The 24,147-nt window shown below is 72.9% G+C and carries 25 protein-coding genes; 17 read left to right on the top strand and 8 right to left on the bottom strand.

The window, feature by feature from the left end:
- Nucleotides 1-87 precede the first annotated feature (87 nt).
- From ACIA6C_RS03145 to ACIA6C_RS03100, 10 genes are all read left to right on the top strand, one after another.
- Nucleotides 88-1,179: a nitronate monooxygenase gene (locus ACIA6C_RS03145; RefSeq protein ID WP_399272526.1), complete on the top strand. Its 1,092-nt coding sequence runs from the start codon at nucleotides 88-90 to the stop codon at nucleotides 1,177-1,179.
- Nucleotides 1,176-1,922, top strand: a complete 747-nt coding sequence (locus tag ACIA6C_RS03140) for a 16S rRNA (uracil(1498)-N(3))-methyltransferase (protein ID WP_399272524.1) — start codon at nucleotides 1,176-1,178, stop codon at nucleotides 1,920-1,922. The genes ACIA6C_RS03145 and ACIA6C_RS03140 overlap by 4 nt, the downstream gene beginning before the upstream one ends.
- A 97-nt stretch (nucleotides 1,923-2,019) precedes the next feature.
- Nucleotides 2,020-2,379, top strand: a complete 360-nt coding sequence (locus ACIA6C_RS03135; protein ID WP_366080822.1) for a histidine triad nucleotide-binding protein — start codon at nucleotides 2,020-2,022, stop codon at nucleotides 2,377-2,379.
- 3 nt (nucleotides 2,380-2,382) lie between these two features.
- Entirely contained in the window at nucleotides 2,383-3,288 is a 906-nt protein-coding gene (locus ACIA6C_RS03130; RefSeq protein ID WP_399272522.1) for a ribonuclease Z, read from the top strand.
- Between the two features lie 170 nt (nucleotides 3,289-3,458).
- Nucleotides 3,459-4,556 carry a carbohydrate kinase family protein gene (locus ACIA6C_RS03125; RefSeq protein WP_399272520.1) on the top strand — a complete coding sequence of 366 codons (1,098 nt, stop codon included), beginning with the start codon at nucleotides 3,459-3,461 and terminating at the stop codon, nucleotides 4,554-4,556.
- Between the two features lie 139 nt (nucleotides 4,557-4,695).
- Nucleotides 4,696-5,754, top strand: a complete 1,059-nt coding sequence (locus tag ACIA6C_RS03120) for a PhoH family protein (RefSeq protein WP_366080819.1) — start codon at nucleotides 4,696-4,698, stop codon at nucleotides 5,752-5,754.
- Between the two features lie 13 nt (nucleotides 5,755-5,767).
- A complete protein-coding gene (gene ybeY, locus ACIA6C_RS03115; RefSeq protein WP_329195108.1) occupies nucleotides 5,768-6,265 on the top strand; it encodes an rRNA maturation RNase YbeY in 498 nt (165 codons plus the stop codon).
- Nucleotides 6,262-7,572: a hemolysin family protein gene (locus ACIA6C_RS03110; RefSeq protein WP_361136624.1), complete on the top strand. Its 1,311-nt coding sequence runs from the start codon at nucleotides 6,262-6,264 to the stop codon at nucleotides 7,570-7,572. Before ybeY ends, ACIA6C_RS03110 begins: the two co-directional genes overlap by 4 nt.
- The gene (locus tag ACIA6C_RS03105) at nucleotides 7,569-7,922 is read left to right on the top strand and encodes an MmcQ/YjbR family DNA-binding protein (protein ID WP_361136622.1); all 354 of its coding nucleotides are present in this window, start codon (nucleotides 7,569-7,571) and stop codon (nucleotides 7,920-7,922) included. Before ACIA6C_RS03110 ends, ACIA6C_RS03105 begins: the two co-directional genes overlap by 4 nt.
- A gap of 36 nt (nucleotides 7,923-7,958) precedes the next feature.
- Nucleotides 7,959-8,324, top strand: coding sequence for a cytidine deaminase (locus ACIA6C_RS03100; RefSeq protein WP_399272517.1), 366 nt, complete (start codon nucleotides 7,959-7,961; stop codon nucleotides 8,322-8,324).
- A gap of 581 nt (nucleotides 8,325-8,905) precedes the next feature.
- Here ACIA6C_RS03100 and ACIA6C_RS03095 read toward each other — a convergent pair.
- Nucleotides 8,906-10,228, bottom strand: a complete 1,323-nt coding sequence (locus ACIA6C_RS03095) for an MFS transporter (RefSeq protein ID WP_399272515.1) — start codon at nucleotides 10,226-10,228, stop codon at nucleotides 8,906-8,908.
- A 70-nt stretch (nucleotides 10,229-10,298) separates the two neighbouring features.
- Between ACIA6C_RS03095 and ACIA6C_RS03090 the strand changes: the two genes are divergently transcribed.
- The 3 genes from ACIA6C_RS03090 (at nucleotide 10,299) to era (ending at nucleotide 13,966) form a co-directional block, all read left to right on the top strand.
- The gene (locus tag ACIA6C_RS03090) at nucleotides 10,299-11,330 is read left to right on the top strand and encodes a GlxA family transcriptional regulator (RefSeq protein ID WP_399272512.1); all 1,032 of its coding nucleotides are present in this window, start codon (nucleotides 10,299-10,301) and stop codon (nucleotides 11,328-11,330) included.
- Nucleotides 11,331-11,610: 280 nt separating this feature from the next.
- The gene (locus ACIA6C_RS03085; protein WP_399272510.1) at nucleotides 11,611-12,147 is read left to right on the top strand and encodes a hypothetical protein; all 537 of its coding nucleotides are present in this window, start codon (nucleotides 11,611-11,613) and stop codon (nucleotides 12,145-12,147) included.
- Between the two features lie 868 nt (nucleotides 12,148-13,015).
- A complete protein-coding gene (gene era, locus ACIA6C_RS03080) occupies nucleotides 13,016-13,966 on the top strand; it encodes a GTPase Era (protein ID WP_389660104.1) in 951 nt (316 codons plus the stop codon).
- Between the two features lie 127 nt (nucleotides 13,967-14,093).
- On the opposite strand, the gene ACIA6C_RS03075 is transcribed toward era, so the two are convergent.
- From ACIA6C_RS03075 to ACIA6C_RS03060, 4 genes are all read right to left on the bottom strand, one after another.
- Nucleotides 14,094-14,846 carry a class I SAM-dependent methyltransferase gene (locus ACIA6C_RS03075; RefSeq protein ID WP_399272508.1) on the bottom strand — a complete coding sequence of 251 codons (753 nt, stop codon included), beginning with the start codon at nucleotides 14,844-14,846 and terminating at the stop codon, nucleotides 14,094-14,096.
- 116 nt (nucleotides 14,847-14,962) lie between these two features.
- On the bottom strand, nucleotides 14,963-15,784 hold the full coding sequence (locus ACIA6C_RS03070) for a GNAT family N-acetyltransferase (protein WP_399272506.1): 822 nt from the start codon (nucleotides 15,782-15,784) through the stop codon (nucleotides 14,963-14,965).
- Nucleotides 15,785-15,840: 56 nt separating this feature from the next.
- Nucleotides 15,841-16,110 (bottom strand): protealysin inhibitor emfourin, encoded by a 270-nt coding sequence (locus ACIA6C_RS03065; protein WP_399272504.1) that lies wholly within the window; start codon nucleotides 16,108-16,110, stop codon nucleotides 15,841-15,843.
- Between the two features lie 10 nt (nucleotides 16,111-16,120).
- Nucleotides 16,121-17,185 (bottom strand): M4 family metallopeptidase, encoded by a 1,065-nt coding sequence (locus tag ACIA6C_RS03060; RefSeq protein ID WP_399272502.1) that lies wholly within the window; start codon nucleotides 17,183-17,185, stop codon nucleotides 16,121-16,123.
- A gap of 376 nt (nucleotides 17,186-17,561) precedes the next feature.
- Here ACIA6C_RS03060 and leuA point away from each other — a divergent pair, with 376 nt between their 5' ends.
- The 4 genes from leuA to ACIA6C_RS03040 all read left to right on the top strand — a co-directional run bounded on the left by leuA (nucleotide 17,562) and on the right by ACIA6C_RS03040 (nucleotide 21,957).
- Complete coding sequence (gene leuA / locus ACIA6C_RS03055) at nucleotides 17,562-19,325, top strand: 2-isopropylmalate synthase (protein WP_399272500.1); 1,764 nt, start codon at nucleotides 17,562-17,564, stop codon at nucleotides 19,323-19,325.
- A gap of 228 nt (nucleotides 19,326-19,553) precedes the next feature.
- Complete coding sequence (locus ACIA6C_RS03050; RefSeq protein WP_361136606.1) at nucleotides 19,554-20,249, top strand: TerB family tellurite resistance protein; 696 nt, start codon at nucleotides 19,554-19,556, stop codon at nucleotides 20,247-20,249.
- A 125-nt stretch (nucleotides 20,250-20,374) separates the two neighbouring features.
- Complete coding sequence (recO, locus tag ACIA6C_RS03045; protein WP_190182408.1) at nucleotides 20,375-21,121, top strand: DNA repair protein RecO; 747 nt, start codon at nucleotides 20,375-20,377, stop codon at nucleotides 21,119-21,121.
- Nucleotides 21,122-21,132: 11 nt separating this feature from the next.
- Nucleotides 21,133-21,957: an isoprenyl transferase gene (locus ACIA6C_RS03040; RefSeq protein WP_361136604.1), complete on the top strand. Its 825-nt coding sequence runs from the start codon at nucleotides 21,133-21,135 to the stop codon at nucleotides 21,955-21,957.
- A 52-nt stretch (nucleotides 21,958-22,009) separates the two neighbouring features.
- Here the strand turns inward: ACIA6C_RS03040 and ACIA6C_RS03035 are convergent, their stop codons facing one another.
- Genes ACIA6C_RS03035 through ACIA6C_RS03025 form a run of 3 tightly spaced genes read right to left on the bottom strand, consistent with a single transcriptional unit; the run spans nucleotide 22,010 to nucleotide 24,146 of the window.
- Entirely contained in the window at nucleotides 22,010-22,435 is a 426-nt protein-coding gene (locus ACIA6C_RS03035; RefSeq protein WP_361136602.1) for a transcriptional repressor, read from the bottom strand.
- 50 nt (nucleotides 22,436-22,485) lie between these two features.
- On the bottom strand, nucleotides 22,486-23,352 hold the full coding sequence (locus ACIA6C_RS03030) for a metal ABC transporter permease (RefSeq protein ID WP_399272497.1): 867 nt from the start codon (nucleotides 23,350-23,352) through the stop codon (nucleotides 22,486-22,488).
- The gene (locus ACIA6C_RS03025; protein ID WP_399274448.1) at nucleotides 23,352-24,146 is read right to left on the bottom strand and encodes a metal ABC transporter ATP-binding protein; all 795 of its coding nucleotides are present in this window, start codon (nucleotides 24,144-24,146) and stop codon (nucleotides 23,352-23,354) included. The genes ACIA6C_RS03030 and ACIA6C_RS03025 overlap by 1 nt, the downstream gene beginning before the upstream one ends.
- Nucleotide 24,147 lies beyond the last annotated feature (1 nt).

Here is a 24,147-nt window from a genome sequence, read left to right as displayed (position 1 = left end):
CCTTCCCGGGCCCGCGCCGGGAAGCGGACTATGCCAGGCGAATGCGGTGATTCGGCCCGGTGCGCCGGACGTGGCACGATGCAGGGCATGTCCACCGCGCCGAACGGTCTCTCCCCCTACCCGATCGTGCAGGCCCCCATGGCGGGCGGTGCCTCCTGTCCGCCGCTCGCCGCCGCCGTGTGCGAGGCGGGCGGGCTCGGTTTCCTGGCCGGCGGCTACAAGACCGCCGACGGGATGTACCAGGAGATCAAGCGGCTGCGCGCGCTCACCCGGCGCCCCTTCGGCGTCAACCTGCTCATGCCGCAGACCGGCTACGTCGACCCGGCGGCCGTCGAGACGTACCGGGGGCAGCTGGCCGGCGAGGCGACCTGGTACGAGGTGTCCCTGGCGGCGGACGACATCGTCGGCAGCTGCGACGACGGCTACGACGCCAAACTCGCCATCCTGCTCGAAGACCCCGTCCCGGTGGTGTCCTTCACCTTCGGCTGCCCCCCGGCCGCGGTCCTCACCCGGCTGCGGGAGGCGGGGACGTACACCGTCGTCACCGTGACCGGCGTCGAGGAGGCCCGCACCGCCGAGGCCGCGGGCGCCGACGCGGTCTGCGTCCAGGGCGTCGAAGCGGGCGGCCACCAGGGCACCCACCGTGACGACCCGGAGGTCGACGGCACGGCGGGCGTAGGCCTGCTGGTCCTCGTCGCGGCGGTACGGGAAGCGGTGGCCCTGCCGATCGTCGCGGCGGGCGGGGTGATGCGCGGCGCGCAGATCGCGGCGCTGCTCGCGGCGGGCGCCGCGGCCGTCCAGCTCGGCACGGCCTTCCTGCCCTGCCCGGAGTCCGGCGCCGACCCCCTGCACAAGAGGGCGCTGACCAACCCGCTGTTCCCGCACACGGAACTCACCCGGGCCTTCTCCGGCAGGCCCGCCCGGGGTCTGGTCAACCGCTTCATGCGCGAGCACGGCCCGTACGCCCCGGCGGCCTACCCGCAGGTCCACCACCTGACCTCGGGACTGCGCAAGGCGGCGGCCGCCGCCGGGGATCCGCAGGGCATGGCGCTGTGGGCGGGGCAGGGCCACCGGCTGGCGCGGCCGCTGCCGGCGGGGGAACTGGTGGAGGTGCTGGCGGCGGAACTCGTCGAGGCACAGAGTGCGTTGAAGGTCATGCAGATGAGGAGAGCGTCATGACGGCCCCGGTGTTCGTGGTCGACAAGGTCCCCGCGGGGCCGGAGTTCGTGCTGGACGGCCCGGAGGGCCGTCACGCGGTCTCCGTGAAAAGGCTGAACCCCGGTGAGGACGTGGTCCTCACCGACGGGCGCGGCCACTGGTCGGAGGGCGTCGTCAAGGCCACCGAGGGCAAGGACCGCCTCGTCGTCATGGACCTGGAGTCCGTCCAGGAGGAGCCCGAACCGGCCGTCCGGATCACCGTCGTGCAGGCCCTGCCCAAGGGCGACCGCGGCGAGCTCGCCGTCGAGACCATGACGGAGACCGGCGTGGACGCCATCGTCCCCTGGCAGGCCTCGCGCTGCATCACCCAGTGGCGCGGCGAACGGGGCGCCAAATCCCTGGCCAAGTGGCGCGCCACCGCCCGGGAGGCGGGCAAGCAGTCCCGCCGGGTGCGGTTCCCGGAGGTCGCGGAAGCCCTGTCCACGAAGCAGGTGGCGGCGCTGCTCGCCGAAGCCGACCTGGCCGTGGTCCTGCACGAGGACCGCGACACCCCTTCGGGCGCGCTGGCCACGGCCGAGCTGCCCACCGAGGGCTCCATCGTCCTGGTGGTCGGCCCCGAGGGCGGGGTCTCGCCGGAGGAACTCGCCGCCTTCGCGGCGGCCGGGGCCCACCCGTACCGCCTGGGCGCCTCGGTGCTGCGCACCTCCACCGCCGGTACGGCCGCGACGGCGGTCCTGCTGGCCCGCACGGGCCGCTGGTCCTGAGGCCGCCCGCCCGGAGGCGGTCGAGCAGGTCATGAGCCGGGGGATCACGACGCCGGTTACGATGCCCCGACCGATCAACGTCACGAGAGGCGCAGCAATGGCCGGGGAACCGCAGGCGGACTGCCTGTTCTGCAAGATCGTGGAGGGGAAGATCCCGGCGACGATCGTCCGCGAGTCCGAGACGACCGTCGCCTTCCGGGACATAAACCCGCAGGCGCCCACGCACGTCCTCGTGATCCCCAAGGCGCACTACCCCGACGCCGCCTCGCTCGCCGCCGCCGAGCCGGAGACCGCCGCCGACGTGCTCCGTGAGGCCGGGCAGATCGCCGCCGACGAGAAGGTCGCCGACCACGGCTACCGGATCGTGTTCAACACCGGCGCCGGGGCGGGCCAGACCGTCTGGCACGCCCACGCGCACGTCCTCGGCGGCCGCGGCCTCCAGTGGCCCCCCGGATAACCGGTGTCCGTACGCGAGTTCGTGGTCCTGGGGACCGCCAGCCAGGTCCCCACCCGGGCCCGTAACCACAACGGCTACCTGCTGCGCTGGGACGGCGAGGGCATCCTCTTCGACCCGGGCGAGGGCACCCAGCGCCAGATGCTGCGCGCCGGGGTCGCCGCGCACGACATCAACCGGATCTGCGTCACCCACTTTCACGGTGACCACAGCCTCGGTCTCGCCGGGGTGATCCAGCGGATCAACCTCGACCAGGTCCCGCACCCCGTCACCGCGCACTACCCGGCCTCCGGGCAGAAGTTCTTCGACCGGCTCCGCTACGCCACCGCCTACCGGGAGACCGTGGCGCTGCGCGAGGAGCCGGTGGCGGGGGACGGGACGCTGGCGCAGGGGCCCCCGTACACGCTGGAGGCCCGGCGGCTCTCGCACCCGGTGGAGTCGTTCGGCTACCGGATCACCGAGCCCGACGGGCGCCGGATGGTGCCGCAGCTGCTGGCGCGGCACGGGATCAAGGGGCCGGACGTGGGCCGGCTCCAGCGCGAGGGGAGCCTGGGCGGCGTCACGCTGGACGAGGTCAGCGAGCACCGGCGGGGACAGCGTTTCGCCTTCGTGATGGACACCCGGCTGTGCGCGGGCGTGGACGCGCTCGCCGAGGACTGCGACATGCTGGTGATCGAGTCGACGTTCCTGGACGAGGACGTGGCGCTGGCCACCGACCACGGCCACCTCACCGCCGGACAGGCGGCCCGGGTGGCCAGGGACGCGGGGGTCCGGCACCTGGTGCTGACGCACTTCTCGCAGCGCTACTCCGACCCCGCCGAGTTCGAGCGGCAGGCGCGCGCGGCCGGGTTCGAGGGCGAGCTGACGATCGCCGCGGACCTCGTACGGGTCGCCCTGCCCAGGCGCGCCTAGGGCCTGTCGAGCCCGCTCGGCTACGGCCGGATCCGAGCGCTCATGTGGTGACGTACGTCACACTGGGTTCTGGTTCGTCCGCGCTCGGGCACCGACGACGACTGTCCGCCGCAGGCCCGGGCGCGAGCCGTCCACATCGCGGCCGCACACGCACGGAAGGGGAGCGCATCGTGACCAATCGGGAAAGCCGTACCAGCCCCGAAGCGAGACTGGACCCGCTCGGCCCGGTGCGCGATCCCCAAGAACCGGGCTGCGACGTCTTCCTCACCGGCACGGTCTTCCTCGACATCATCTTCACCGGCCTGGACTCGGCCCCCGTCCGCGGCACGGAGTCCTGGGCCCGCGGCATGGGCTCCAGTCCCGGCGGGGTCGCCAACATGGCCGCGGCACTGGCCCGGCTCGGCCTGCGCACCTCGCTCGCCGCGGCCTTCGGCGACGACCACTACGGCGAGTACTGCTGGGACGCGCTGGAGCAGGGCGAGGGCATCGACCTGTCGATGTCCCGCAGGATCCCCGGCTGGCACAGCCCCGTCACCGTCTCCATGGCGTACGAGGGCGAGCGCACGATGGTCTCCCACGGCCACGAGGCCCCCCTCCCGACGGGACCCGGCCGCTTCCCCCAGTGCCCGCCGCGCACCCGGGCCGCCGTGGCCTCGCTGGGCCCGGGCGGCGGCGAGGAGTGGATCGCCCAGGCCGCCCAGCAGGGTTCGCGGGTCTTCGCGGACGTGGGGTGGGACGAGAGCGGCCGCTGGGACCTCGGGGCCCTGGCGGACCTGGAGCACTGCGAGGCCTTCCTGCCGAACGCGGGCGAAGCCATGCGCTACACCCGGACCGAATGCCCCCGCGCGGCGGCCCGGGCCCTGGCGGAGAAGGTGCCGGTGGCGGTGGTGACCATGGGTGCGGACGGCTCCTGCGCGGTGGACGGCCGCACGGGGGAGACGGCGGAGGTCCCCGGGATCATGGTGGACGCCCTGGACCCCACCGGAGCCGGCGACGTGTTCGTGGCCGGCTTCGTGACGGGCACCCTGGCGGGCTGGCCGCTGGCGGACCGGCTGGCCTTCGCCGGGCTCACGGCCGCCCTGTCGGTGCAGGAGTTCGGCGGCTCCCTGTCGGCCCCGGGCTGGCCGGAGGTCTCCCACTGGTGGCGCGCGGCCCCGGCGGACCTGCGGGAGCGGTACGCCTTCCTGGACGCCCTGGTCCCCCCGGGCGCGCCGCCGGGCCCCCGCCGCCGCGCCGTCCCCACCATCGGCTTCCGGCCCACCGTGTAGCCGCCGGCCGGGGAGACGCTCGTACGGCCCGGAAAAGCCCTCGGGGATGGCGCCGGGGAGTCGTACCCTTGGTAGTCCGGAGGTCGACGATCGGCGCGACCCCTCAGTGGGAGGTATGCGCAGGCCACAGTGCCGGCCCATGACTCAGACACCGACAGCCCGTACCCCAGCGCCGGGGCAGGCGCGAGCCCACTTCACCGTACCGGCCACGCACCCGATGGTGACCGTGCTGGGCTCTGGTGACGCCTTGCTGCGCGTCATCGAGAACGCCTTCCCGAAGGCCGACATCCATGTTCGGGGCAATCAGGTCAGCGCGATCGGCGACGCGGTGGAAGTCGCCCTGATCCAGCGCCTGTTCGACGAGATGATGCTGGTGCTCCGCACCGGGCAGTCGATGACGGAGGACGCAGTGGAACGCTCGATCGCCATGCTCAAGGCGAACGGCAAGGGCAACGGCGGCGAGAGCGGCCACGACGAGACCCCCGCGGAGGTGCTCACCCAGAACATCCTCTCCAGCCGCGGCCGGACCATCCGTCCCAAGACGCTCAACCAGAAGCGCTACGTCGACGCCATCGACAAGAACACCATCGTCTTCGGCATCGGCCCCGCCGGTACCGGCAAGACCTACCTCGCCATGGCCAAGGCGGTCCAGGCCCTGCAGTCCAAGCAGGTCAGCCGGATCATCCTGACCCGCCCCGCCGTCGAAGCGGGCGAGCGCCTCGGCTTCCTGCCGGGCACCCTGTTCGACAAGATCGACCCGTACCTGCGCCCGCTGTACGACGCCCTGCACGACATGCTCGACCCGGACTCGATCCCCCGCCTGATGGCGGCGGGCACCATCGAGGTCGCGCCGCTGGCGTACATGCGCGGCCGCACCCTCAACGACGCCTTCGTCGTGCTGGACGAGGCGCAGAACACGACCGCCGAGCAGATGAAGATGTTCCTGACCCGCCTCGGCTTCGATTCGAAGATCGTGGTCACCGGGGACATCACGCAGATCGACCTGCCGGGCGGCGCCAAGAGCGGCCTGCGCCAGGTGCAGGAGATCCTGGACGGGGTGCCGGACATCCACTTCTCGCGGCTCACCTCCGAGGATGTCGTCCGGCACAAGCTGGTCGGCCGTATCGTCGACGCGTACGAGAAGTACGACGACAGCCAGGACTCCCCGCAGTCCCGGAACGGCTACCAGCGGAAGTAGAACTCAGCGCACCATGTCGATCGACGTCAACAACGAGTCCGGGATCGAGGTCGACGAGCAGGCGGTCCTCGACATCGCCCGCTACGCGCTCACCCGGATGCGGATCCACCCGTTGTCCGAGCTGTCCGTCATCGTCGTCGACGAGGAGGCGATGGAGCAGCTCCACATCCAGTGGATGGACCTGCCCGGTCCCACTGACGTCATGTCCTTCCCGATGGACGAGCTGCGCCCCCCGGCGAAGGACGACGAGGAGCCCCCGCAGGGGCTCCTCGGCGACATCGTGCTCTGCCCCGAGGTGGCGAAGCGGCAGGGCGAGGAAGCCCCGACGCAGCACTCCATGGACGAGGAGCTCCAGCTCCTGACCGTCCACGGGGTGCTGCACCTGCTCGGGTACGACCACGAGGAGCCGGACGAGAAGGCCGAGATGTTCGGCCTCCAGGCGGCCATCGTCGACGGCTGGCGCGGTGAGCGCGGCCTGACCGGCCCGTCCCCCGCCCCCACCGTCTCGTGACCGGCGCCCCGCAGCTGATCAGCGGCGCGGTGCTGCTGGTCGTCGTGGCGTGGTTCGCGGCCTGCGCGGAGTCCGGGATCGCCCGCGTCTCCAGCTTCCGCGCCGAGCAGGCCGTACGGGAGGGCCGGCGCGGCAGCGCCAAGCTGGCGCAGGTCACCGGGGACCCCACCCGCTACGTGAACGTGGCGCTGCTGGTCCGCGTCACCTGCGAGATGGCGGCGGGCGTCCTCGTCACCTACGTGTGCCTGAACGAGTTCGGCGAGAACTGGACCGCGCTGCTCGTGGCCATCGCCGTGATGGTGCTGGTGTCGTACGTGGCGGTCGGGGTGTCCCCGCGCACCATCGGCCGCCAGCACCCGCTGAACACGGCGACCGCGGCCGCGTACGTACTCGTCCCGCTCGCACGGGTCATGGGCCCGGTCCCGCAGCTGCTGATCCTCCTCGGCAACGCGCTCACCCCCGGCAAGGGCTTCCGCAAAGGGCCGTTCGCCTCCGAGGCGGAGCTGCGGGCGATGGTGGACCTGGCGGAGAAGGAGTCGCTGATCGAGGACGACGAGCGCCGGATGGTGCACCAGGTCTTCGAACTCGGCGACACCCTCGTGCGCGAGGTGATGGTGCCCCGTACCGACCTGGTGTGCATCGAGCGGTACAAGACCGTCCGCCAGGCGACGACGCTCGCGCTGCGCTCCGGCTTCTCGCGCATCCCCGTGACCGGGGAGAACGAGGACGACATCGTCGGGATCGTCTACTTGAAGGACCTCGTCCGCAAGACGCACATCAGCCGGGAGGCGGAGTCCGACCTCGTCTCGACGGCGATACGGCCGGCCGTCTTCGTGCCCGACACCAAGAACGCGGGTGACCTGCTCCGCGAGATGCAGTCCGTGCGCAACCACGTGGCCGTCGTCATCGACGAGTACGGCGGCACGGCGGGCATCGTGACGATCGAGGACATCCTGGAGGAGATCGTCGGCGAGATCACGGACGAGTACGACCGCGAGCTGCCGCCGGTCGAGGAGCTGGGCGACGACCGCTACCGGGTCACCGCGCGCCTGGACATCACCGACCTCGGGGAACTGTTCAAGGTCGAGGCCTTCGACGACGAGGACGTCGAGACGGTCGGTGGACTGCTCGCCAAGGCGCTGGGCCGGGTCCCGATCGCGGGTGCGTCCGCGGTGGTGGAGCTGCCCGACGGGCGGCCGCTGCGGCTGACGGCCGAATCCCCGGCCGGACGCCGGAACAAGATCGTGACGGTGCTGGTGGAGCCGGTGCTGGAGGAGTCCGACGAGGACGGGGAGGTGGCGCCGTGACGCCGGCCGAGCTGCGCGCGTTCTGCCTGGGCTTCAACGCGGCGGTGGAGGAGTTCCCGTTCACGCCCGAGACGTCGGTGTTCAAGGTGCTGGGGAAGGTGTTCGCGCTGACGGCGCTGGACGCCGAGCCGTTGAAGGTCAACCTCAAGTGCGAGCCGGAAGCGGCGCTGCGGCTGCGGGCGGAGCACGAGGCGATCGTACCGGGCTGGCACATGAACAAGCGGCACTGGAACACGGTGACGGTCGGCGGGCTGCCGGACGAGCTGGTGCGGGAGCTGGTGGAGGACTCGTACGACCTCGTCGTCGCCGGGCTGCCGAGGGCGGAGCGGCTGCGGCTGGACCGGCCCTGAGGGTGGGTGCGGGCGGCCGGGCGGGGCGCGGTCCCTATGCTTTCGACCATGAGCGAGAACACCGGGATCGACCCCGAGGACAGCAAGATCATCACGCTGGCGCGCAGCGCCCGGGCCCGTAACGGGGTGCCGGAGGGAGCGGCGGTGCGTGACGAGACGGGCCGCACGTACGTGGCCGGGACGGTGGAGCTGGACTCCCTCAAGCTCAGCGCCCTCCAGACGGCGGTCGCGATGGCGGTGGCGAGCGGGGCCCGGTCCCTGGAGGCGGCCGCCGTGGTGAGCGCGGCCGACGCCCCGGCCGACGCCGACCGCGCGGCGGTCCGGGACCTCGGCGGCCCGGGCACCCCGGTGCTCCTGGCCGCCCCGGACGGCACCCTCAAGTCCACCACCCCGGCGGGCTGACGCCTCCCGCCGTCCGGGCGGATCGGGCGGACCGGCAGCTCCGGGTGCACCGTCCCGGCGGGCCGGGCCCTGCCCCGGCCTCTGCCGTGCGGTGCGGGCCGGGCGGCCCGGCAGCTCCAAGCGCACGAACCCCGCGGGCCGGCGCTGCCCGGCGGCCCGGGCCGCAGGGACGGGGCGCCGGAGCAGCCGCCGGGGAAACCCCTGGCCCAGGGGCGGGACCGGAGCGTGAGCCACCGAGGGCCGCATCGGCGCGGTCGCGATGGCGCCGATGCGGCAGGCCGCTCGGGATGGAGGCGGGGGCGACCTCGACGGCCCGCAGGGTGGCGCCAGTGACCGGCCGCTGCACGGTCCCGCTGGTGCCGGCTGGTGCCAGGACGGGCGGCCCCGCCGACGCACGGGGCGGGCGGTGGAGCGCGGCGGCGCAGATGGCGACGTCGTCAAGGCCCGCGTCGCCCCGGCCGCCCGGGTGGCGGCCGGGGCGAGCCGGCGTCCGGCAGGCCGGCGCGGGTCTAACGGGTGCCGGGGCCCTGGGGGCCTGCGTAGGGGACCCGTCGGCGTCCGGGCCGTGCGCGGCAGCCCCGTCAGGCCGCGGCCGCGGACGCGGCCGGGGCCGGGGCACCGGACCGGCGGCGGATGACCATCGCCATCAGGGCGGCCATCGCACACAGGGCGCCCGCCGCGTACCAGACGGGGTCGTACGAGCCGAAGGCGTCGCGTGCAAGGCCGGACAAGAAGGCCACCAGGGCCGCGCCGACCTGGTGCGAGGCCAGCACCCAGCCGAAGACGATGGCGCTGTCCTCCCCGTACTGCTCCCGGCACAGCGCGATGGTGGGCGGCACGGTCGCGACCCAGTCCAGGCCGTAGAAGACGATGAAGAACACCATCGGCGGGTGCACGGACGGCGCCAGCAGCATCGGCAGGAACAGGAGCGAGACCCCGCGCAGGGCGTAGTACACGGCCAGCAGCCGGCGCGGCTCGAAGCGGTCCGTGAACCAGCCGGAGGCGATGGTGCCGACCACGTCGAACACGCCGACCACCGCGAGCAGCCCGGCCGCCGCCGTCACCGGCATGCCGTGGTCATGGGCCGCGGGCACGAAGTGGGTGCGGACCAGCCCGTTCGTCGTGGCGCCGCAGATCGCGAAGGTGCCGGCCAGGAGCCAGAACGGTCCCGTCCGGACCGCCTTGAACAGCACCGACACCGCTCGTCCCGCCGCGCCCCTGACCGGCTCGGGCTTGGCCGCGAACGTGCCTCCGTACGGCGCGAGCCCCACATCGGCGGGGTGGTCGCGCAGCAGCAGCCACACGAACGGCACGACGACCACCGCGGCCAGTGAGACGGTCACCGCGGCCGGCCGCCATCCGTGCTGTTCCACGAGCCAGGACAGCAGCGGAAGGAAGAGCAGCTGCCCGGAGGCCCCGGCCGCCGTCAGGATCCCGGTGACGAGCCCCCGGCGGGCGGTGAACCAGCGGTTGGTCACGGTCGCGGCGAACGCCATGGCCATCGAGCCGCTGCCCAGGCCGACCAGCACGCCCCACAGCAGGACCAGTTGCCAGGCGGCGGTCATCCAGACCGTGGCGAGCGCCCCGCCGGATATGACGAGCAGGGCCAGCGCCACGACCCGGCGGATGCCGAAACGGTCCATCAGCGCGGCGGCGAACGGTGCGGTCAGCCCGTACAGGGCGAGGTTGACGGAGACGGCGAAGCCGATGGTGCCGCGCGACCAGTGGAACTCCTCGTGCAGCGGCTCGATGAGCAGCCCGGGCAGCGACGCGAACGCGGCGGAACCGACGATCGTCACGAAGGCGACGGCCGCCGCGAACCAGGCGCGGTGGATGCGTCCGGGCCGGCGGGGGGCGGGAAGGGGGCCGGCGGTGGGGGCGGGTACGGGTGCTGTCTGGGTCACGAGGACAGCTTCCGGCCACGGGGAACTCCACGACAGTGGCCTGAACGACATGCTTCGCTACGATCGGGCCATGGAGCCCCGTACGCACCGCGTCGTCGTCCTCGCCCTCGCCGGACTGCTGCCCTTCGAGCTCGGCATCCCGCACCGGATCTTCGGCCGCGCCAAGGGTCCGGCCGGCCGCCCGCTGTACGAGATCCTCACCTGCGGCCTGTCCGAGGGACCGGTCCCCACCGACGCCGACTTCGCGATCGACGTCGAGCACGGACCGGAGCTGCTCGCCACGGCCGACACGGTCGTGGTGCCGGCTTCGTACGAGCTCGGGCCGGTGTACGAGCACGGCAGGCTGACGGACGAACTCGCCGCCGCCCTGACCCACATCAGGCCCGGCACCCGGCTCGTCTCCATCTGCACGGGCGGCTACGTGCTGGCCGCCGCCGGGTACCTCGACGGCCGCCGCGCCACGACGCACTGGGCCTCCGCCACGCACTTCCAGGGGCTGTTCCCCCGGGTGCTCGTCGACCCGGACGTGCTCTACACCGACGAGGGTGACGTCCTCACCTCCGCCGGGGTCGCCGCCGGCATCGACCTGTGCCTGCACATCGTGCGCCGCGACCACGGCGCCGCCGTCGCCAACGAGGTGGCCCGGCGGACGGTGGTGCCGCCCCACCGGGACGGCGGGCAGGCCCAGTTCACGGAGCGCCCGGTGCCCGAGCCGCAGTTGGCCAGCACCACCTCCGCGCGAGCCTGGGTGCTGGAGCGGCTGCACGAGCCGATCCGGTTGAGCGACCTGGCCCGGCAGGCGGCCGTGTCGGTACGGACGTTCACCCGCCGGTTCCGCGAGGAGGCCGGGGTGAGCCCCGGCGAATGGATCGTCGCGCAACGGGTCGAGCGGGCCCGCAGGTTGTTGGAGCGGACGGAGCTGCCGATGGAACAGGTGGCGCGGGAGACGGGGTTCGGGACGGCGCAGTCGCTGCGCAAGCACGTACGGGCGGCGCTGGGGGTCAGCCCGACGGCGTACCGCAGGACGTTCCGGGCGGGCACGGACTCCGGATCGCCGCCACCCTCTGACGGTCCATCAGCCGGTGGGGCATCCGCACATTGACTTCTCCCGCCTCCCGCCCCTGAACGGCCCCGGGCGCGCGCCCGTATCGGAGCGCCTACCGCCACCCCGCTGCCGACGGCGAACCTGCGCACCCTGGCGCGGGGCTCCGCCGACGGGAAACCCAGCGCGGCGGTCGAAGTCACGGGTGCGGGCTTCGCCCCGGGCGCGGCCGGCACCGTGGCGGGCCGCGCCAGGGCCGCCGACCGGGTGGCCACCACGGCCGACGGGCGGGCACGGTCCGGGCGGAGCTGCCCGTCCGGGAAAGGGCAACGACGAGCGTGTGGCGTACGAGGGCACCGGGTGGTCGGCGCAGCGGGGCTCGGGCGTCGCGGCGTACACGGTCATCGCCGTCGTCGCCGTTCCGCCCGGAGCGCAGAAGGTGACGGCGGTGGTGGAGCCGGGCCTGCTGGCTATGACGCAGGCCGGAGATTCCGTGACCCTGGGCGGCGTCCCGTACGGCGACGGGGGCGCGGCTCCCGGCCGGATCGGCACCGTCACCGTCAAGGACGCCCGGGGCGGCCCCGCGGGATGGTCCCTGGTCGGCGGGGTCACCGACTTCACGGGGCCGGGCGGCGTACGCATCCCGGGGGCGTCCCTGTCGTGGACGCTGGCCTGCGCGGCGGCTCCGGGTAGCCCCAGCCGGTGCACGCCCGGCAGCCCCGGGGTGGTGGGCGCGGAGGGCGCCGTCCTCGCCTCGGCCCCCGACGCGGCGGTGGTGGGCGGCACGTTGACCGTCGACGCGGGCGTGGAGCTGCGGGTACCGCCGTACACCCCGCCCGGGGCGTACACGGCGGTGCTGACGCTGACCCTGTCGTGACCGGCGCCGCCGCGCGGTGGGTGCCGGACGCCCCAGCCCTGCTCGGCGCGCTGCTGCCGGGCGCCGCCGGGACGGCCCGGGGCGCCGGCAACGGGGAGTGGTCCGATGCCCGCCGACCACGCCGTCGGGCAGCGCCCGTACCGCTACCTCGCCGCCGCCCCCGGAGCGGCCGTCCGGGACGGCGTCACCGTCACCCACCGCACCGACCGGCCACGCACCTTCCGCCTCTACGCCGCCGACGCCCACAGCACCGCCCGCGACGGCGGCTTCGCAGTGCGCCGCCCCGACGAGCCGCGCCGCGCCACCGGCGCCTGGACCGGACCGGACCGGGTGACCGTCCCGGCCACGGGCTCGGCCGACGTCGCCCTGACCGTCACCGTCACCGTCACCGTCCCCGGCCGGGCCGAGGCCGGGGACCACCCCGGTGCCGTCGTCGCCCTGGACGACGAGCCCGCCCCCGGCATCGGGGTGCGGCGGGCCGTCGCCGTCCGCTCTACCCCCGGGCCCCCGGACCCACCGCCCCCGCGCTCGCCGTCCGGGACGTCCGGCTCCGCGCCGACGGCAACGGGACGCAGATCACGTACACCCTGCGCAACCTCGGCAACGTCACCCTCAGGCCCCGAGCCGTCCTCACCGCCACCGGCACGGCCGGCCGGACCCTGGCGGCCCGCCGACGGAGCTGTGCCCGGCCAGGAGGTGCGCCCGAGCGGCCGGTGGGCCGATCCGCCCGCCCTGGAGTGGGCCAGGCGGAGCGAGCGCCGAAGGCACCGCCGACGACGCGCGGCACCCCCGGCTCGCGACCGCTCCGGCCGCCGCTCCGGCCCTCGCGGCCGTGGCCTGGTCGGCGCTGGGAGCGGCATCGGGGAGAATGGCCCGTATGAGCGATCGTTCCCCCGAGCCCACCGCCCCGCACCGCGCGGGCTTCGCCTGCTTCGTCGGCCGCCCCAACGCGGGGAAGTCGACCCTGACCAACGCGCTCGTGGGCACCAAGGTCGCGATCACCTCGAACCGGCCGCAGACCACCCGCCACACCGTTCGCGGCATCGTGCACCGCCCCGACGCCCAGCTGGTGCTGGTGGACACCCCCGGCCTGCACAAGCCGCGCACCCTGCTCGGCGAGCGCCTCAACGACGTCGTACGGACCACCTGGGCCGAGGTCGACGTCATCGGCTTCTGCCTGCCGGCCGACCAGAAGCTGGGCCCCGGCGACAAGTTCATCGCGAAGGAACTCGCGGGGATCAAGAAGACCCCCAAGATCGCCATCGTGACCAAGACCGACCTGGTCGAGTCCAAGCAGCTGGCCGAGCAGCTCCTGGCGATCCACCAGCTCGGCGCCGAGCTCGGCTTCGAATGGGCCGAGATCGTCCCCGTGTCGGCGGTCGGCGGAAGCCAGGTCCAGCTGCTGGCGGACCTCATCGCGCCGCTGCTGCCGGAGAGCCCGCCGCTGTACCCCGAGGGCGACCTCACCGACGAACCCGAGATGGTGATGGTCGCGGAACTCATCCGCGAGGCCGCGCTGGAGGGCGTGCGCGACGAGCTCCCGCACTCGATCGCGGTGGTCGTGGAGGAGATGATCCCCCGGGAGAACCGTCCGGCGGACCGCCCGCTGCTCGACATCCACGCGAACGTCTACATCGAGCGGCCCAGCCAGAAGGGCATCATCATCGGCCCGAAGGGCTCCCGCCTCAAGGAGGTCGGGATGAAGTCGCGCAAGCACATCGAGGCGCTGCTCGGCACGCCGGTCTTCCTCGACCTTCACGTGAAGGTGGCGAAGGACTGGCAGCGGGACCCCAAGCAGCTGCGCAAGCTGGGCTTCTGATCTTCGACGGACCGCGTCCGTCGGCCGGCCGGCGGGAGACCCGCCGGCCGCAGCACGTCCATGCGCCGGGCGGGCGACCCGCCGGCCGCAGCACGTCGATCCGCGCAGCCGCTGCGGGTCTGCGCGCCTACGGCAGTCGCCGGACCTTCACCGCGTTGTCGATCCGTGCTCCGGGGCGGCCGTCGGGGCGGGTCTGGACGCGTTCGTGTTCCTCCGCGAGCAGCACCTCCCACCGGCCCTCCGGCAGCTCCAGCGAGGTCACCACCTCGTCCGGGGTCGGGAAGTGCACGCCGTGGTCGGGGTGCTCGTGCCAGGCCGGCCAGCCCGCGTGGCCGGCGATCAGCAGGACGCCGCCCGGGGCGACGGCCGCGGCGGCCCTGCGCAGGATCCGCTCGCGCGGGAAGTCCCCGTAGGAGTGCAGGAAGCAGGCGCAGACGAGGTCGAACTCTCCGTCCGGGAACGACACGGCGAAGTCGTGGCGCTGCCAGTCGACCCGGTCGCCGACGCCGGCCTCCTTCGCGTGGGCCCGCGCCCGCTCCAGGGCGACGCCGGAGATGTCGGTCGCGGTGACCCGCCAGCCCTGCCGGGCCAGCCACACCGCGTCGGCGCCCTCGCCGCAGCCGAGGTCCAGGGCGCGGCCGGGGGTGAGCCCCTCGGTCTCCCGGACCAGGACGGCGTTGGCGTTGCCGCTCCACACGCGGTCGCTCTCGCGGTAGCGGGAGTCCCAGTACTCCTCGCCGCCCTCGGCGACGGGGTGAGCGGTGTCTCCGGCGGGTGCGGGTGCGGGGCGGTCCGCGGGTGCCGGGTGTTCGGCGTGCGCGGGGCGCTCGGCGGGTGCGGAGTGTGCGGCGGGTGCGGAGTGCTCGGCTTCTGCGGGCATCGGCGTCTTCCTTCCGGTGGTACGCGGATACGTGCGATCGCGCTACGCCGATGGTCCGCCCGGCCGCCGAGGCCGGGCAAACATCCTTGCCGTTCCGGCAAAAGCCCCGCCCCCGCTCAGCTGCCGTCGGCCGCCGGGGGTTCCGCGATCAGGGCCGTCGCCACCCGGCGGAAGCCGGCCCGCCCGTAGATCCGGGCCACGTCCTCGTCGCCCGCCGACAGGAACACCGTCCGGATGCCCCGCGCGAGCGCCTCCGTGACCAGCGCCGCCGTCACCGCGAGGGCCAGCCCCTGGCGGCGGGCCGCCGGGAGGGTGCCGACGCCGACGATCTCGGCCACCTCGCCGACCGGGTTGTACTGGCCCGAGCACAGCACCACCCCGTCCCGTTCGGCTGCTGCCATCACGGTGCGGCCCGACGCGATCATCGCCGCGATCGAGGCCCGGCGTACCTCCACCGCCGGATCCGCGGTCGCCGCGGCGAGTTCCGCCGGACCGGCCTCGCCGACCGCCGTCCCCCGTGCCGCGAAGGCGAGCATCGGCACCGTCAGGGCCGCCGCCAGCCGGGGGTCGTCCGCGTCGAGCACCTCGGCCGCCCCCGGCTGCGGCGGGAGCGGTTCGGCCGTGTCCAGCACCATGAGGGGGTGGGCGTGGACGTGGAGCCCCGCGGCCTCCACCGACGCGCGCAGGGAGGGGCTGTTTTCGGCCACCCATTCGAAGGCCTCGGGCACCTTGAGCTCCCGCTGTCGGGCCAGGACCCGCTCGACGTCCGCGACCGAGACCTCGGCGCCGCCGAGCGTGGGCCGCGCGTAGTACGCCCAGCCGTCGCCCTCCTGGACGAAGAGGGTCAGGGGCCCGAAGTCCTCCGCCCGGGCGCCGCCCGCGCGCGGCACCGCGTCGTAGTACTGCTCCAGCGAAGTCAAGATCGTTTGAGTGGTCATCGGGCCATCCAAACAAAGCCGCGGGTGCCGGTCATCCGATTTCCGGACCGGCGCCGCTACGCGCCCTCCTTGAGCACCCGCATGATCAGGCTCCGCTGGGCCTCCGAGAGGTACGGCTCCGCGCAGGACACGGTCCGCCCGTCCACCGTGATCCGGTACGAGAACCTGTCCCGCACACGGTCCGGCCCGTGCCCCGGCGGACCGGGCCGCAGCGCCAGCAGCGCCAGGGCCTGCCACTCGTTCTCGTCCGGCCGGCCCGAGGTGTCCACCTCGGCCCGGCGCTCGATGCCCGCGAAGCCGCCCGTCCGTACCACCAGAATCCGCATGTCGGGCCTCTTACCCCAAGCCGACCGCCGACCACGCCTTCTGCATCGCCTGGTGTTCCGCGCCGCCCTCGCCGTACCGGGCGACCGCCGCCGCCGTGGAGAGCCGGGCGAAGCCGGCGAAGTCGGCGTCCGGGGCCAGTTCGCCGCCGGTCAGCGTGTCGTACCAGATCCGTCCGGCCCGCTCCCAGGCCTTGCCGCCCAGCTCGCTCGCCACGATGTAGAACGCGTGGTTGGGAATGCCGGAGTTGATGTGCACGCCGCCGTTGTCGCTGTGCGTGGTGACGTAGCCGTCCATCGTCGCGGGCTGCGGGTCCTTGCCGAGCTCGTCGTCGTCGTACGCGGTCCCCGGTGCCTTCATCGAGCGCAGCGCCACCCCGGTGACGGCCGGTCCGAGCAGGCCGGCGCCGATCAGCCAGTCCGCCTGGTCGGCCGTCTGCCCCAGCGAGTACTGCTTGATCAGGGAGCCGAACACGTCCGACATCGACTCGTTCAGCGCGCCCGACTGGCCCCGGTATTCGAGGTTGGCCGTGTACTGGGTGACGCCGTGGGTCAGCTCGTGCCCGATCACGTCCACCGACACCGTGAAGTCGAGGAAGAGGTCGCCGTCCCCGTCGCCGAAGACCATCTGGCGGCCGTCCCAGAAGGCGTTGTCGTAGTCCTCGCCGTAGTGGACGCTCGCGTCCAGCGGCAGGCCGGCGTCGTCGATCGAGTGGCGCCCGAAACCCTTGAGGAAGAGTTCGTACGTGGCTCCCAGCCCCGCGTACGCGCGGTTGACGCTCGCGTCGCCGGTCGCCTCCTCGCCCTCGCCGCGCACCTTCGTGCCCGGCAGCCGGGTGCGGTGCCCGGCGTCGTACACCGTCCGCTCCGGCTCGTCGGACACGGGCGCGGCGGGGGCCGGGGCGATGCCCCGGACGGTGGTGATCCGGCGGCGGGTGCGCAGGGCGGCGTCGTGTTCGAGGGTCCGCTGGGCGGTGTCGGCGCGGCGGAGGTGCCCGGAGCGGGCGATCCGGTCGAGGAGGTGGGGAGGCACGACCGTGCAGAAGGCCGGGTGTGAGGGGCGAAGAGTGGCATCCATGTGCGCAATGTGGCAGTGCGTGACGGGGCTGTCACTAATCGCGACCATGATTCATTCGGTTGTCTGAAAGCCGTCGCACCGCGTTGACGGATCGACCGGACATTCCGTGACTGTGCCGGTGTAGAGGGAGTCTTAACTCACAAAGGGGTACAAAACGGACCGAGAGGTCTTGCATACTGAAACAGGTCCTCGCGTTACGGCGCGGCTCGGCTAGGCTCGGCCCATCATGCGTTTCGGGCTGCTTCTCCTTAGCTGCCGCGGCGAGGGTCTGTAGTCGTAGGCCGGCCCCCTCCCCGCGGAGTTTGGTGTTGCGGATTTACGACCGCCGTCGGCCGTCCCAGCGAACTACACGCGGACACGCGAGGAGCCCCACGCCATGAGTCAGCACACTTTCGCAGGTCGCCCCACGCCCATCACGAACGCGACCCATACGCAGAAGCCCTCCGGGATGCCGGTCCACAAGTACGGCTTCTACGAGCAGGTGGACATCCCGGACCGCACCTGGCCGGACGCCCGCATCAAAAAGGCCCCCCGCTGGCTGTCCACCGACCTGCGCGACGGCAACCAGTCGCTGATCGACCCGATGACCCCCGCCCGCAAGCGCGAGATGTTCGACCTGCTGGTGCGCATGGGCTACAAGGAGATCGAGGTCGGCTTCCCCTCCTCCGGTGAGACGGACTTCGCCTTCGTCCGCTCCATCATCGAAGAGGGCGCGATCCCGGACGACGTCACCATCTCCGTACTGACGCAGGCCCGCGAGGACCTGATCGAGCGGACCGTCGAGTCGCTGGTCGGCGCCAAGCGCGCCACCGTGCACCTGTACAACGCGACCGCCCCGACCTTCCGGCGGGTCGTCTTCCGCGGCTCCAAGGAGCAGATCAAGCAGATCGCCGTCGACGGCACCCGCCTGGTCATGGAGTACGCGGAGAAGCTGCTGGGCCCGGAGACCACCTTCGGCTACCAGTACAGCCCGGAGATCTTCACCGACACCGAACTGGACTTCGCCCTGGAGGTCTGCGAGGCCGTCTGCGACGTCTGGCAGCCGGCCGAGGGCCGCGAGATCATCCTGAACCTGCCCGCCACCGTGGAGCGTTCGACGCCCTCCACCCACGCGGACCGCTTCGAGTGGATGGCCCGCCACCTGACCCGCCGCGAGCACATCTGCATCTCCGTACACCCCCACAACGACCGCGGCACCGCCGTGGCGGCCGCCGAGCTGGCCCTGATGGCCGGCGCCGACCGCATCGAGGGCTGCCTGTTCGGGCAGGGCGAGCGCACCGGCAACGTCGACCTGATCACCCTGGGGATGAACCTGTTCTCCCAGGGCATCGACCCGCAGATCGACTTCTCGCAGATCGACGAGATCCGCCGCACCAGCGAGTACTGCAACCAGATGGAGGTCCACCCGCGCCACCCCTACGCGGGCGACCTGGTCTACACCGCCTTCTCCGGCTCCCACCAGGACGCCATCAAGAAGGGCTTCGACGCCATGGAGGCCGACGCGGCCGCCGCCGGCAAGACCGTGGACGAGATCGAGTGGGCCGTGCCGTACCTGCCCATCGACCCGAAGGACGTCGGCCGCTCGTACGAGGCCGTCATCCGCGTCAACTCGCAGTCGGGCAAGGGCGGCATCGCCTACGTCCTCAAGAACGACCACAAGCTGGACCTGCCGCGCCGCATGCAGATCGAGTTCTCGCGGATCATCCAGGCCAAGACCGACGCCGAGGGCGGAGAGGTCACGCCGAAGGCGATCTGGTCGGTCTTCCAGGACGAGTACCTGCCCAACCCCGAGAACCCGTGGGGCCGCATCCAGCTGCGCTCCGGCTCGACGGCGACCGACAAGGACGGCATCGACACGCTGACCGTCGAGGCGGTGGTCGACGGCGTCGAGACCGTCCTGACCGGCACCGGCAACGGTCCCATCTCGGCCTTCTTCGACGCGCTGGCTGGCATCGGCGTCGACGCCCGCCTGCTGGACTACACCGAGCACACGATGAGCGAGGGCGCCTCCGCCGTGGCCGCCTCGTACATCGAGTGCGCGATCGACGGCCGCGTCCTGTGGGGCATCGGCATCGACGCCAACACCACCCGCGCCTCCCTGAAGGCGGTCATCTCCGCCGTCAACCGCGCGGGCCGCTGATCCCACCCGGTCCCACCGGCTCCGCCGGCGAACCCCGCACCTCCCCACGGAGGCGCGGGGTTCCGCTTTTCCCGGGCGCCGCGGCACCTCGCGGCAGGGGCGCAGACCGGCCAACTCCGGTTCCGGGGCCAGGTTGTCTTGTCACACGCCTGACACACACTCACGGATGTGGCTAACATCACGCCCACCCGGCGATGGTGCCGTGGGGTCCGCATACGGAGGTGCGACGTGCTGCCAGTTCGGGGTGGGGACGGCCGGAAACTGACCGTATGGGGCATCCGTACCACCTGGAGCACCGTGGCCGACGGGGAGTTCTTCTGCCCCGGCTGCGGCGGTGACCGCAACTACCGCAGGCGCACCGGCCGCCGCCGCTTCGCCGTCCTCGGCGTGCCGCTGCTGCCGCGCGGATCCGCCGGGCCGGTGGTCGAGTGCCAGGCCTGCAAGGAGCGCTTCGGCACCGACGTGCTGGACCACCTGACCACCACCCGCTTCTCGGCGATGCTGCGCGACGCCGTGCACACCGTGACGCTGGCCGTCCTCGCCGCCGGCGGGACCACATCGCGCAGCGCCCTGGAGGCGGCCGTGGCGGCCGTACGGGGCGCCGGGTTCCAGGACTGCACCCAGGAGCAGCTGGAGTCCGTGGTGGACGCCCTGGCGACCGACGAGGGGCGGCTCGGGCTGTACGACGGACCGGAGTGCTGCGGGGCCGCGCTGTCGATAGAACTCCACGAGGCGCTGGAACCCCTCGCGCCGCACCTGGCCGGACCGGGGCGGGCCTCGCTCCTGCTCCAGGGCGCCCGGATCGCCCTCGCGGACGGGCCGTACATCCCGGCCGAGCGCGAGGTGCTGGCGACCGTGGGCGCGGCGCTGCGGATGGGCGCCGACGAGGTCTCCCGGCTGCTGTCGGCGGTCCGCGCCCCGTAGCGGCCGCCGCACGGCGGGTCCCTGCGCGACGGCTTCGCCGCACGACGGCCCCGCGCGGGTCCCTGCGCGACGGCTTCGCCGCACGACGGCCCCGCGCGGGTCCCCGCGCAGGGGACAATGGGCCCATGAGTCTGTTCCGCGACGACGGCATCGTGCTGCGCACCCAGAAGCTGGGTGAGGCGGACCGCATCATCACGCTCCTCACCCGGGGTCACGGCCGGGTACGGGCCGTCGCGCGCGGGGTACGGCGTACGAAGTCCAAGTTCGGCGCCCGGCTGGAGCCCTTCTCCCACGCCGACGTGCAGTTCTTCGCGCGCGGCAGCGAGCTGGTCGGCCGCAGCCTGCCGCTGTGCACCCAGACCGAGATCATCGCCCCGTACGGCAACGGCATCGTCACCGACTACGCCCGCTACACCGCCGGCACCGCGATGCTGGAGACCGCCGAACGCTTCACCGAGAACGAGGGCGAACCGGCCGTCCAGCAGTACCTGCTGCTCGTCGGCGCCCTGCGCACGCTCTCGCGCGGCGAACACGAGCCGCACCTCATCCTGGACGCCTTCCTGCTGCGCTCGCTGGCCGTCAACGGCTACGCGCCGAGCTTCGAGGACTGCGCGAAGTGCGGCATCCACGGCCCCAACCGGCACTTCTCCGTCGCTGCGGGCGGGGTCATATGCGGGGACTGCCGGGTGCCGGGCAGCGTCGTACCCTCGTCGGAGGCCATCGCCCTGCTCAGCGCGCTGCTGACGGGCGACTGGGGTCACGCGGACGCCTGCGAGGCGCGTCACGTGCGGGAGGGCAGCGGGCTGGTCTCGGCCTATTTGCACTGGCATCTGGAGCGCGGGCTACGCTCCCTGCGATACGTCGAGAAATAGGAGCTGGACACATGGCACGACGCGGGATTCTGGGACGCTCTCGCCGGGAGTACAAGGTTCCCGAGCCGCACCCGTCCGGTGAGCGCCCGCCGAAGATCCCCGGCGAGCTCGTCCCGAACCACGTCGCGGTCGTCATGGACGGCAACGGCCGCTGGGCCAAGGAGCGCGGGCTGCCGCGCACCGAGGGCCACAAGGTGGGCGAGGGCGTCGTGCTCGACGTGCTCAAGGGCTGCCTGGAGATGGGCGTCAAGAACCTGTCCCTGTACGCCTTCTCGACGGAGAACTGGAAGCGCTCGCCCGACGAAGTCCGCTTCCTGATGAACTTCAACCGGGACGTCATCCGGCGCCGCCGGGACGAGATGAACGAACTGGGCATCCGCATCCGCTGGGTCGGGCGGATGCCGAAGATGTGGAAGTCGGTCGTCCAGGAGCTCCAGATCGCACAGGAGCAGACCGTCGACAACGACGCGATGACCCTGTACTTCTGCGTCAACTACGGCGGGCGCGCCGAGATCGCGGACGCGGCGCAGGCGATCGCCCGGGACGTGGCCGCGGGCAAGCTGGACCCCTCCAAGGTCAACGAGAAGACCTTCGCGAAGTACATCTACTACCCGGACATGCCGGACGTGGACCTGTTCCTGCGCCCGAGCGGCGAGCAGCGCACCTCCAACTACCTGATCTGGCAGAGCGCGTACGCCGAGATGGTCTTCCAGGACGTGCTGTGGCCGGACTTCGACCGCCGCGACCTGTGGCGGGCCTGCCTGGAGTACGCCCAGCGCGACCGCCGCTTCGGCGGCGCGGTCCCCAACCAGCCGGAGCCGGGCGCGTCCCGCTGACCCCGTCCGCGTCTTGCGGGCGGGGGAACGGTCCCCGCCCGCAAGACGCGCGTCAGGAAGCGGCGGCCGCGCAGTCCGCGCAGGTGCCGAAGATCTCCACCGTGTGGGCGACGTTCACGTAGCCGTGCTCGGCCGCGATCGCCTCCGCCCACTTCTCCACCGCCGGGCCCTCGACCTCGACGGCCTTGCCGCACTTGCGGCACACGAGGTGGTGGTGGTGTTCGCCGGTGGAGCAGCGCCGGTAGACGGATTCGCCGTCGCTGGTGCGCAGCACGTCCACCTCGCCGGCGTCGGCGAGGGACTGGAGGGTGCGGTAGACCGTGGTCAGGCCCACGGAGTCGCCGCGGTGCTTGAGCATGTCGTGCAGCTCCTGGGCACTGCGGAACTCGTCCACCTCGTCGAGCGCCGCGGCCACGGCGGCGCGCTGCCGGGTGGATCGTCCTCGTACTGGCGCGGTCTCGCCAGGCGCAGTCGCCACCGGTTCCTCCTCGTATCGGCCTCGCCCCATTGTGCCAGGCTGCCGACCGGCTAGACCTTCACGTCGTCGCGCGTGCAGACCTCTTCGGCCACCCGGGCCGCCCTGGCCCGGCGCCGCGCCAGCGGGGTGGACAGGGCCGTCATGGCCATGAAGACGCCGATGGCGAGCAGCACGATCGTGGCCCCCGAGGGCACGTCGATGTAGAACGTCGCCGCCGTCCCGGTCAGGGACACGGTCAGGCTGATCGCGATGGCCACGCCCAGCGTGGCGGCGAAACCGCGCGTCAGGCGCTGCGCGGCGGCGACCGGGATCACCATCATGGCGCTGACCAGCAGCAGGCCCACGATGCGCATGGCGACGGTGACGGTGATCGCGGCGGTGACCGCGATCAGCAGGTTCAGGGCGCGCACCGGCAGGCCGGTGACCCGGGCGAACTCCTCGTCCTGGCAGACGGCGAAGAGCTGCCGCCGCAGGCCGATGGTCACCGCGATGACGAACGCCGCCAGGATCACGACGGCGGTCACGTCCTGGGTGGAGACGGTGGTGATCGAGCCGAACATGGCGCTGAGCAGGTTGGCCGTGGAGCCGCCCGGAGCCATGTTGATGATCATGACGCCGCCTGCGAGGCCGCCGTAGAAGAGCATCGCGAGTGCGACGTCGCCGCTCGTCTTGCCGCGGGAGCGGATCATCTCCATCGCGACCGCGCCGAGTACGGCGACGAGCGTCGCCGTCCACACCGGGCTCGTGTGGAGCAGGAAGCCCAGGGCGACGCCGGTCATGGCGACGTGGCCGAGGCCGTCCCCCATGACGGCCTGGCGGCGCTGGACGAGGTACGTGCCGATCGCGGGGGCGGTGATGCCGACGAGGGCGGCGGCGATCAGGGCACGCACCATGAAGGGGTAGTGGAGGAGGTCCATCAGCTCAGCAGTCCCGTCCGCAGGGGCTCGGCGTCGTGCGCCGCGTGGGGGTGTACGTGGTCGTGGCCGGGCAGGGCGTGCTGGCCGACGGCCTGCGGGGGCGGACCGTCGTGCACGACGCAGCCGTCGCGCAGGACCACGGCCCGGTCGATCAGCGGCTCCAGGGGGCCCAGCTCGTGCAGCACGAGCAGGACGGTCGTACCGGCCACCACCTGGCGCCGTACGGCCTTGGCCAGGACCTCCTGGTTGGCCAGGTCGACCCCGGCCATGGGCTCGTCCATGATCAGGAGTTCGGGTTCGACGGCGAGTGCCCGGGCGATGAGCACGCGCTGGTGCTGCCCGCCGGAGAGGGCGTTGACGGAGGCGTCGGCGTGCGTGCTCATGTCGACGAGGTCCAGCGCGCGCTCCACGGCGGTCCGGTCGGCCTTGCGCAGGAGGCCGAAGCGGGAGCGGGCCAGCCGGCCGGAGGAGACGACCTCCCGGACGGTGGCGGGGACGCCGCTGGCGGCGGTGGTGCGCTGGGGGACGTAGCCGATCCGCGACCACTGCCGGAAGCGCTTGAAGTCGGTGCCGAAGAGGGACAGCGTGCCGTCGCTCAGCGGGACCTGGCCGACCACGGCGCGGACGGCGGTGGACTTGCCCGAGCCGTTGGCGCCGAGGAGCGCGACGACCTCGCCGCGGCGGACGGTGAGGTCGATCCCGCGCAGCACCGGGCGCGAGCCGAGCGAGGCGGTGGCCCCGCGCAGGGATATGACGGGCTGCTCGGCCGCCGATGCGGCCGTACCGGACTCCATG

Source organism: Streptomyces sp. NPDC051578 (genome assembly GCF_044454045.1).
Taxonomy (GTDB): domain Bacteria; phylum Actinomycetota; class Actinomycetes; order Streptomycetales; family Streptomycetaceae; genus Streptomyces.
The sequence above is the reverse complement of the archived record's forward strand: the minus strand, read 5'-3'. Positions and strand labels throughout refer to the sequence as shown.

Coding starts and splice junctions, on each gene's coding strand:
- ACIA6C_RS03145 (WP_399272526.1), top strand. CDS start 88: ATGTCCACCGCGCCGAACGGTCTCTCCCCCTACCCGATCGTGCAGGCC.
- ACIA6C_RS03140 (WP_399272524.1), top strand. CDS start 1,176: ATGACGGCCCCGGTGTTCGTGGTCGACAAGGTCCCCGCGGGGCCGGAG.
- ACIA6C_RS03135 (WP_366080822.1), top strand. CDS start 2,020: ATGGCCGGGGAACCGCAGGCGGACTGCCTGTTCTGCAAGATCGTGGAG.
- ACIA6C_RS03120 (WP_366080819.1), top strand. CDS start 4,696: ATGACTCAGACACCGACAGCCCGTACCCCAGCGCCGGGGCAGGCGCGA.
- ybeY (WP_329195108.1), top strand. CDS start 5,768: ATGTCGATCGACGTCAACAACGAGTCCGGGATCGAGGTCGACGAGCAG.
- ACIA6C_RS03100 (WP_399272517.1), top strand. CDS start 7,959: ATGCTTTCGACCATGAGCGAGAACACCGGGATCGACCCCGAGGACAGC.
- ACIA6C_RS03090 (WP_399272512.1), top strand. CDS start 10,299: ATGGAGCCCCGTACGCACCGCGTCGTCGTCCTCGCCCTCGCCGGACTG.
- era (WP_389660104.1), top strand. CDS start 13,016: ATGGCCCGTATGAGCGATCGTTCCCCCGAGCCCACCGCCCCGCACCGC.
- ACIA6C_RS03075 (WP_399272508.1), bottom strand. CDS start 14,846: ATGCCCGCAGAAGCCGAGCACTCCGCACCCGCCGCACACTCCGCACCC.
- ACIA6C_RS03070 (WP_399272506.1), bottom strand. CDS start 15,784: ATGACCACTCAAACGATCTTGACTTCGCTGGAGCAGTACTACGACGCG.
- ACIA6C_RS03065 (WP_399272504.1), bottom strand. CDS start 16,110: ATGCGGATTCTGGTGGTACGGACGGGCGGCTTCGCGGGCATCGAGCGC.
- ACIA6C_RS03060 (WP_399272502.1), bottom strand. CDS start 17,185: ATGGATGCCACTCTTCGCCCCTCACACCCGGCCTTCTGCACGGTCGTG.
- leuA (WP_399272500.1), top strand. CDS start 17,562: ATGAGTCAGCACACTTTCGCAGGTCGCCCCACGCCCATCACGAACGCG.
- recO (WP_190182408.1), top strand. CDS start 20,375: ATGAGTCTGTTCCGCGACGACGGCATCGTGCTGCGCACCCAGAAGCTG.
- ACIA6C_RS03040 (WP_361136604.1), top strand. CDS start 21,133: ATGGCACGACGCGGGATTCTGGGACGCTCTCGCCGGGAGTACAAGGTT.
- ACIA6C_RS03030 (WP_399272497.1), bottom strand. CDS start 23,352: ATGGACCTCCTCCACTACCCCTTCATGGTGCGTGCCCTGATCGCCGCC.
- ACIA6C_RS03025 (WP_399274448.1), bottom strand. CDS start 24,146: ATGGAGTCCGGTACGGCCGCATCGGCGGCCGAGCAGCCCGTCATATCC.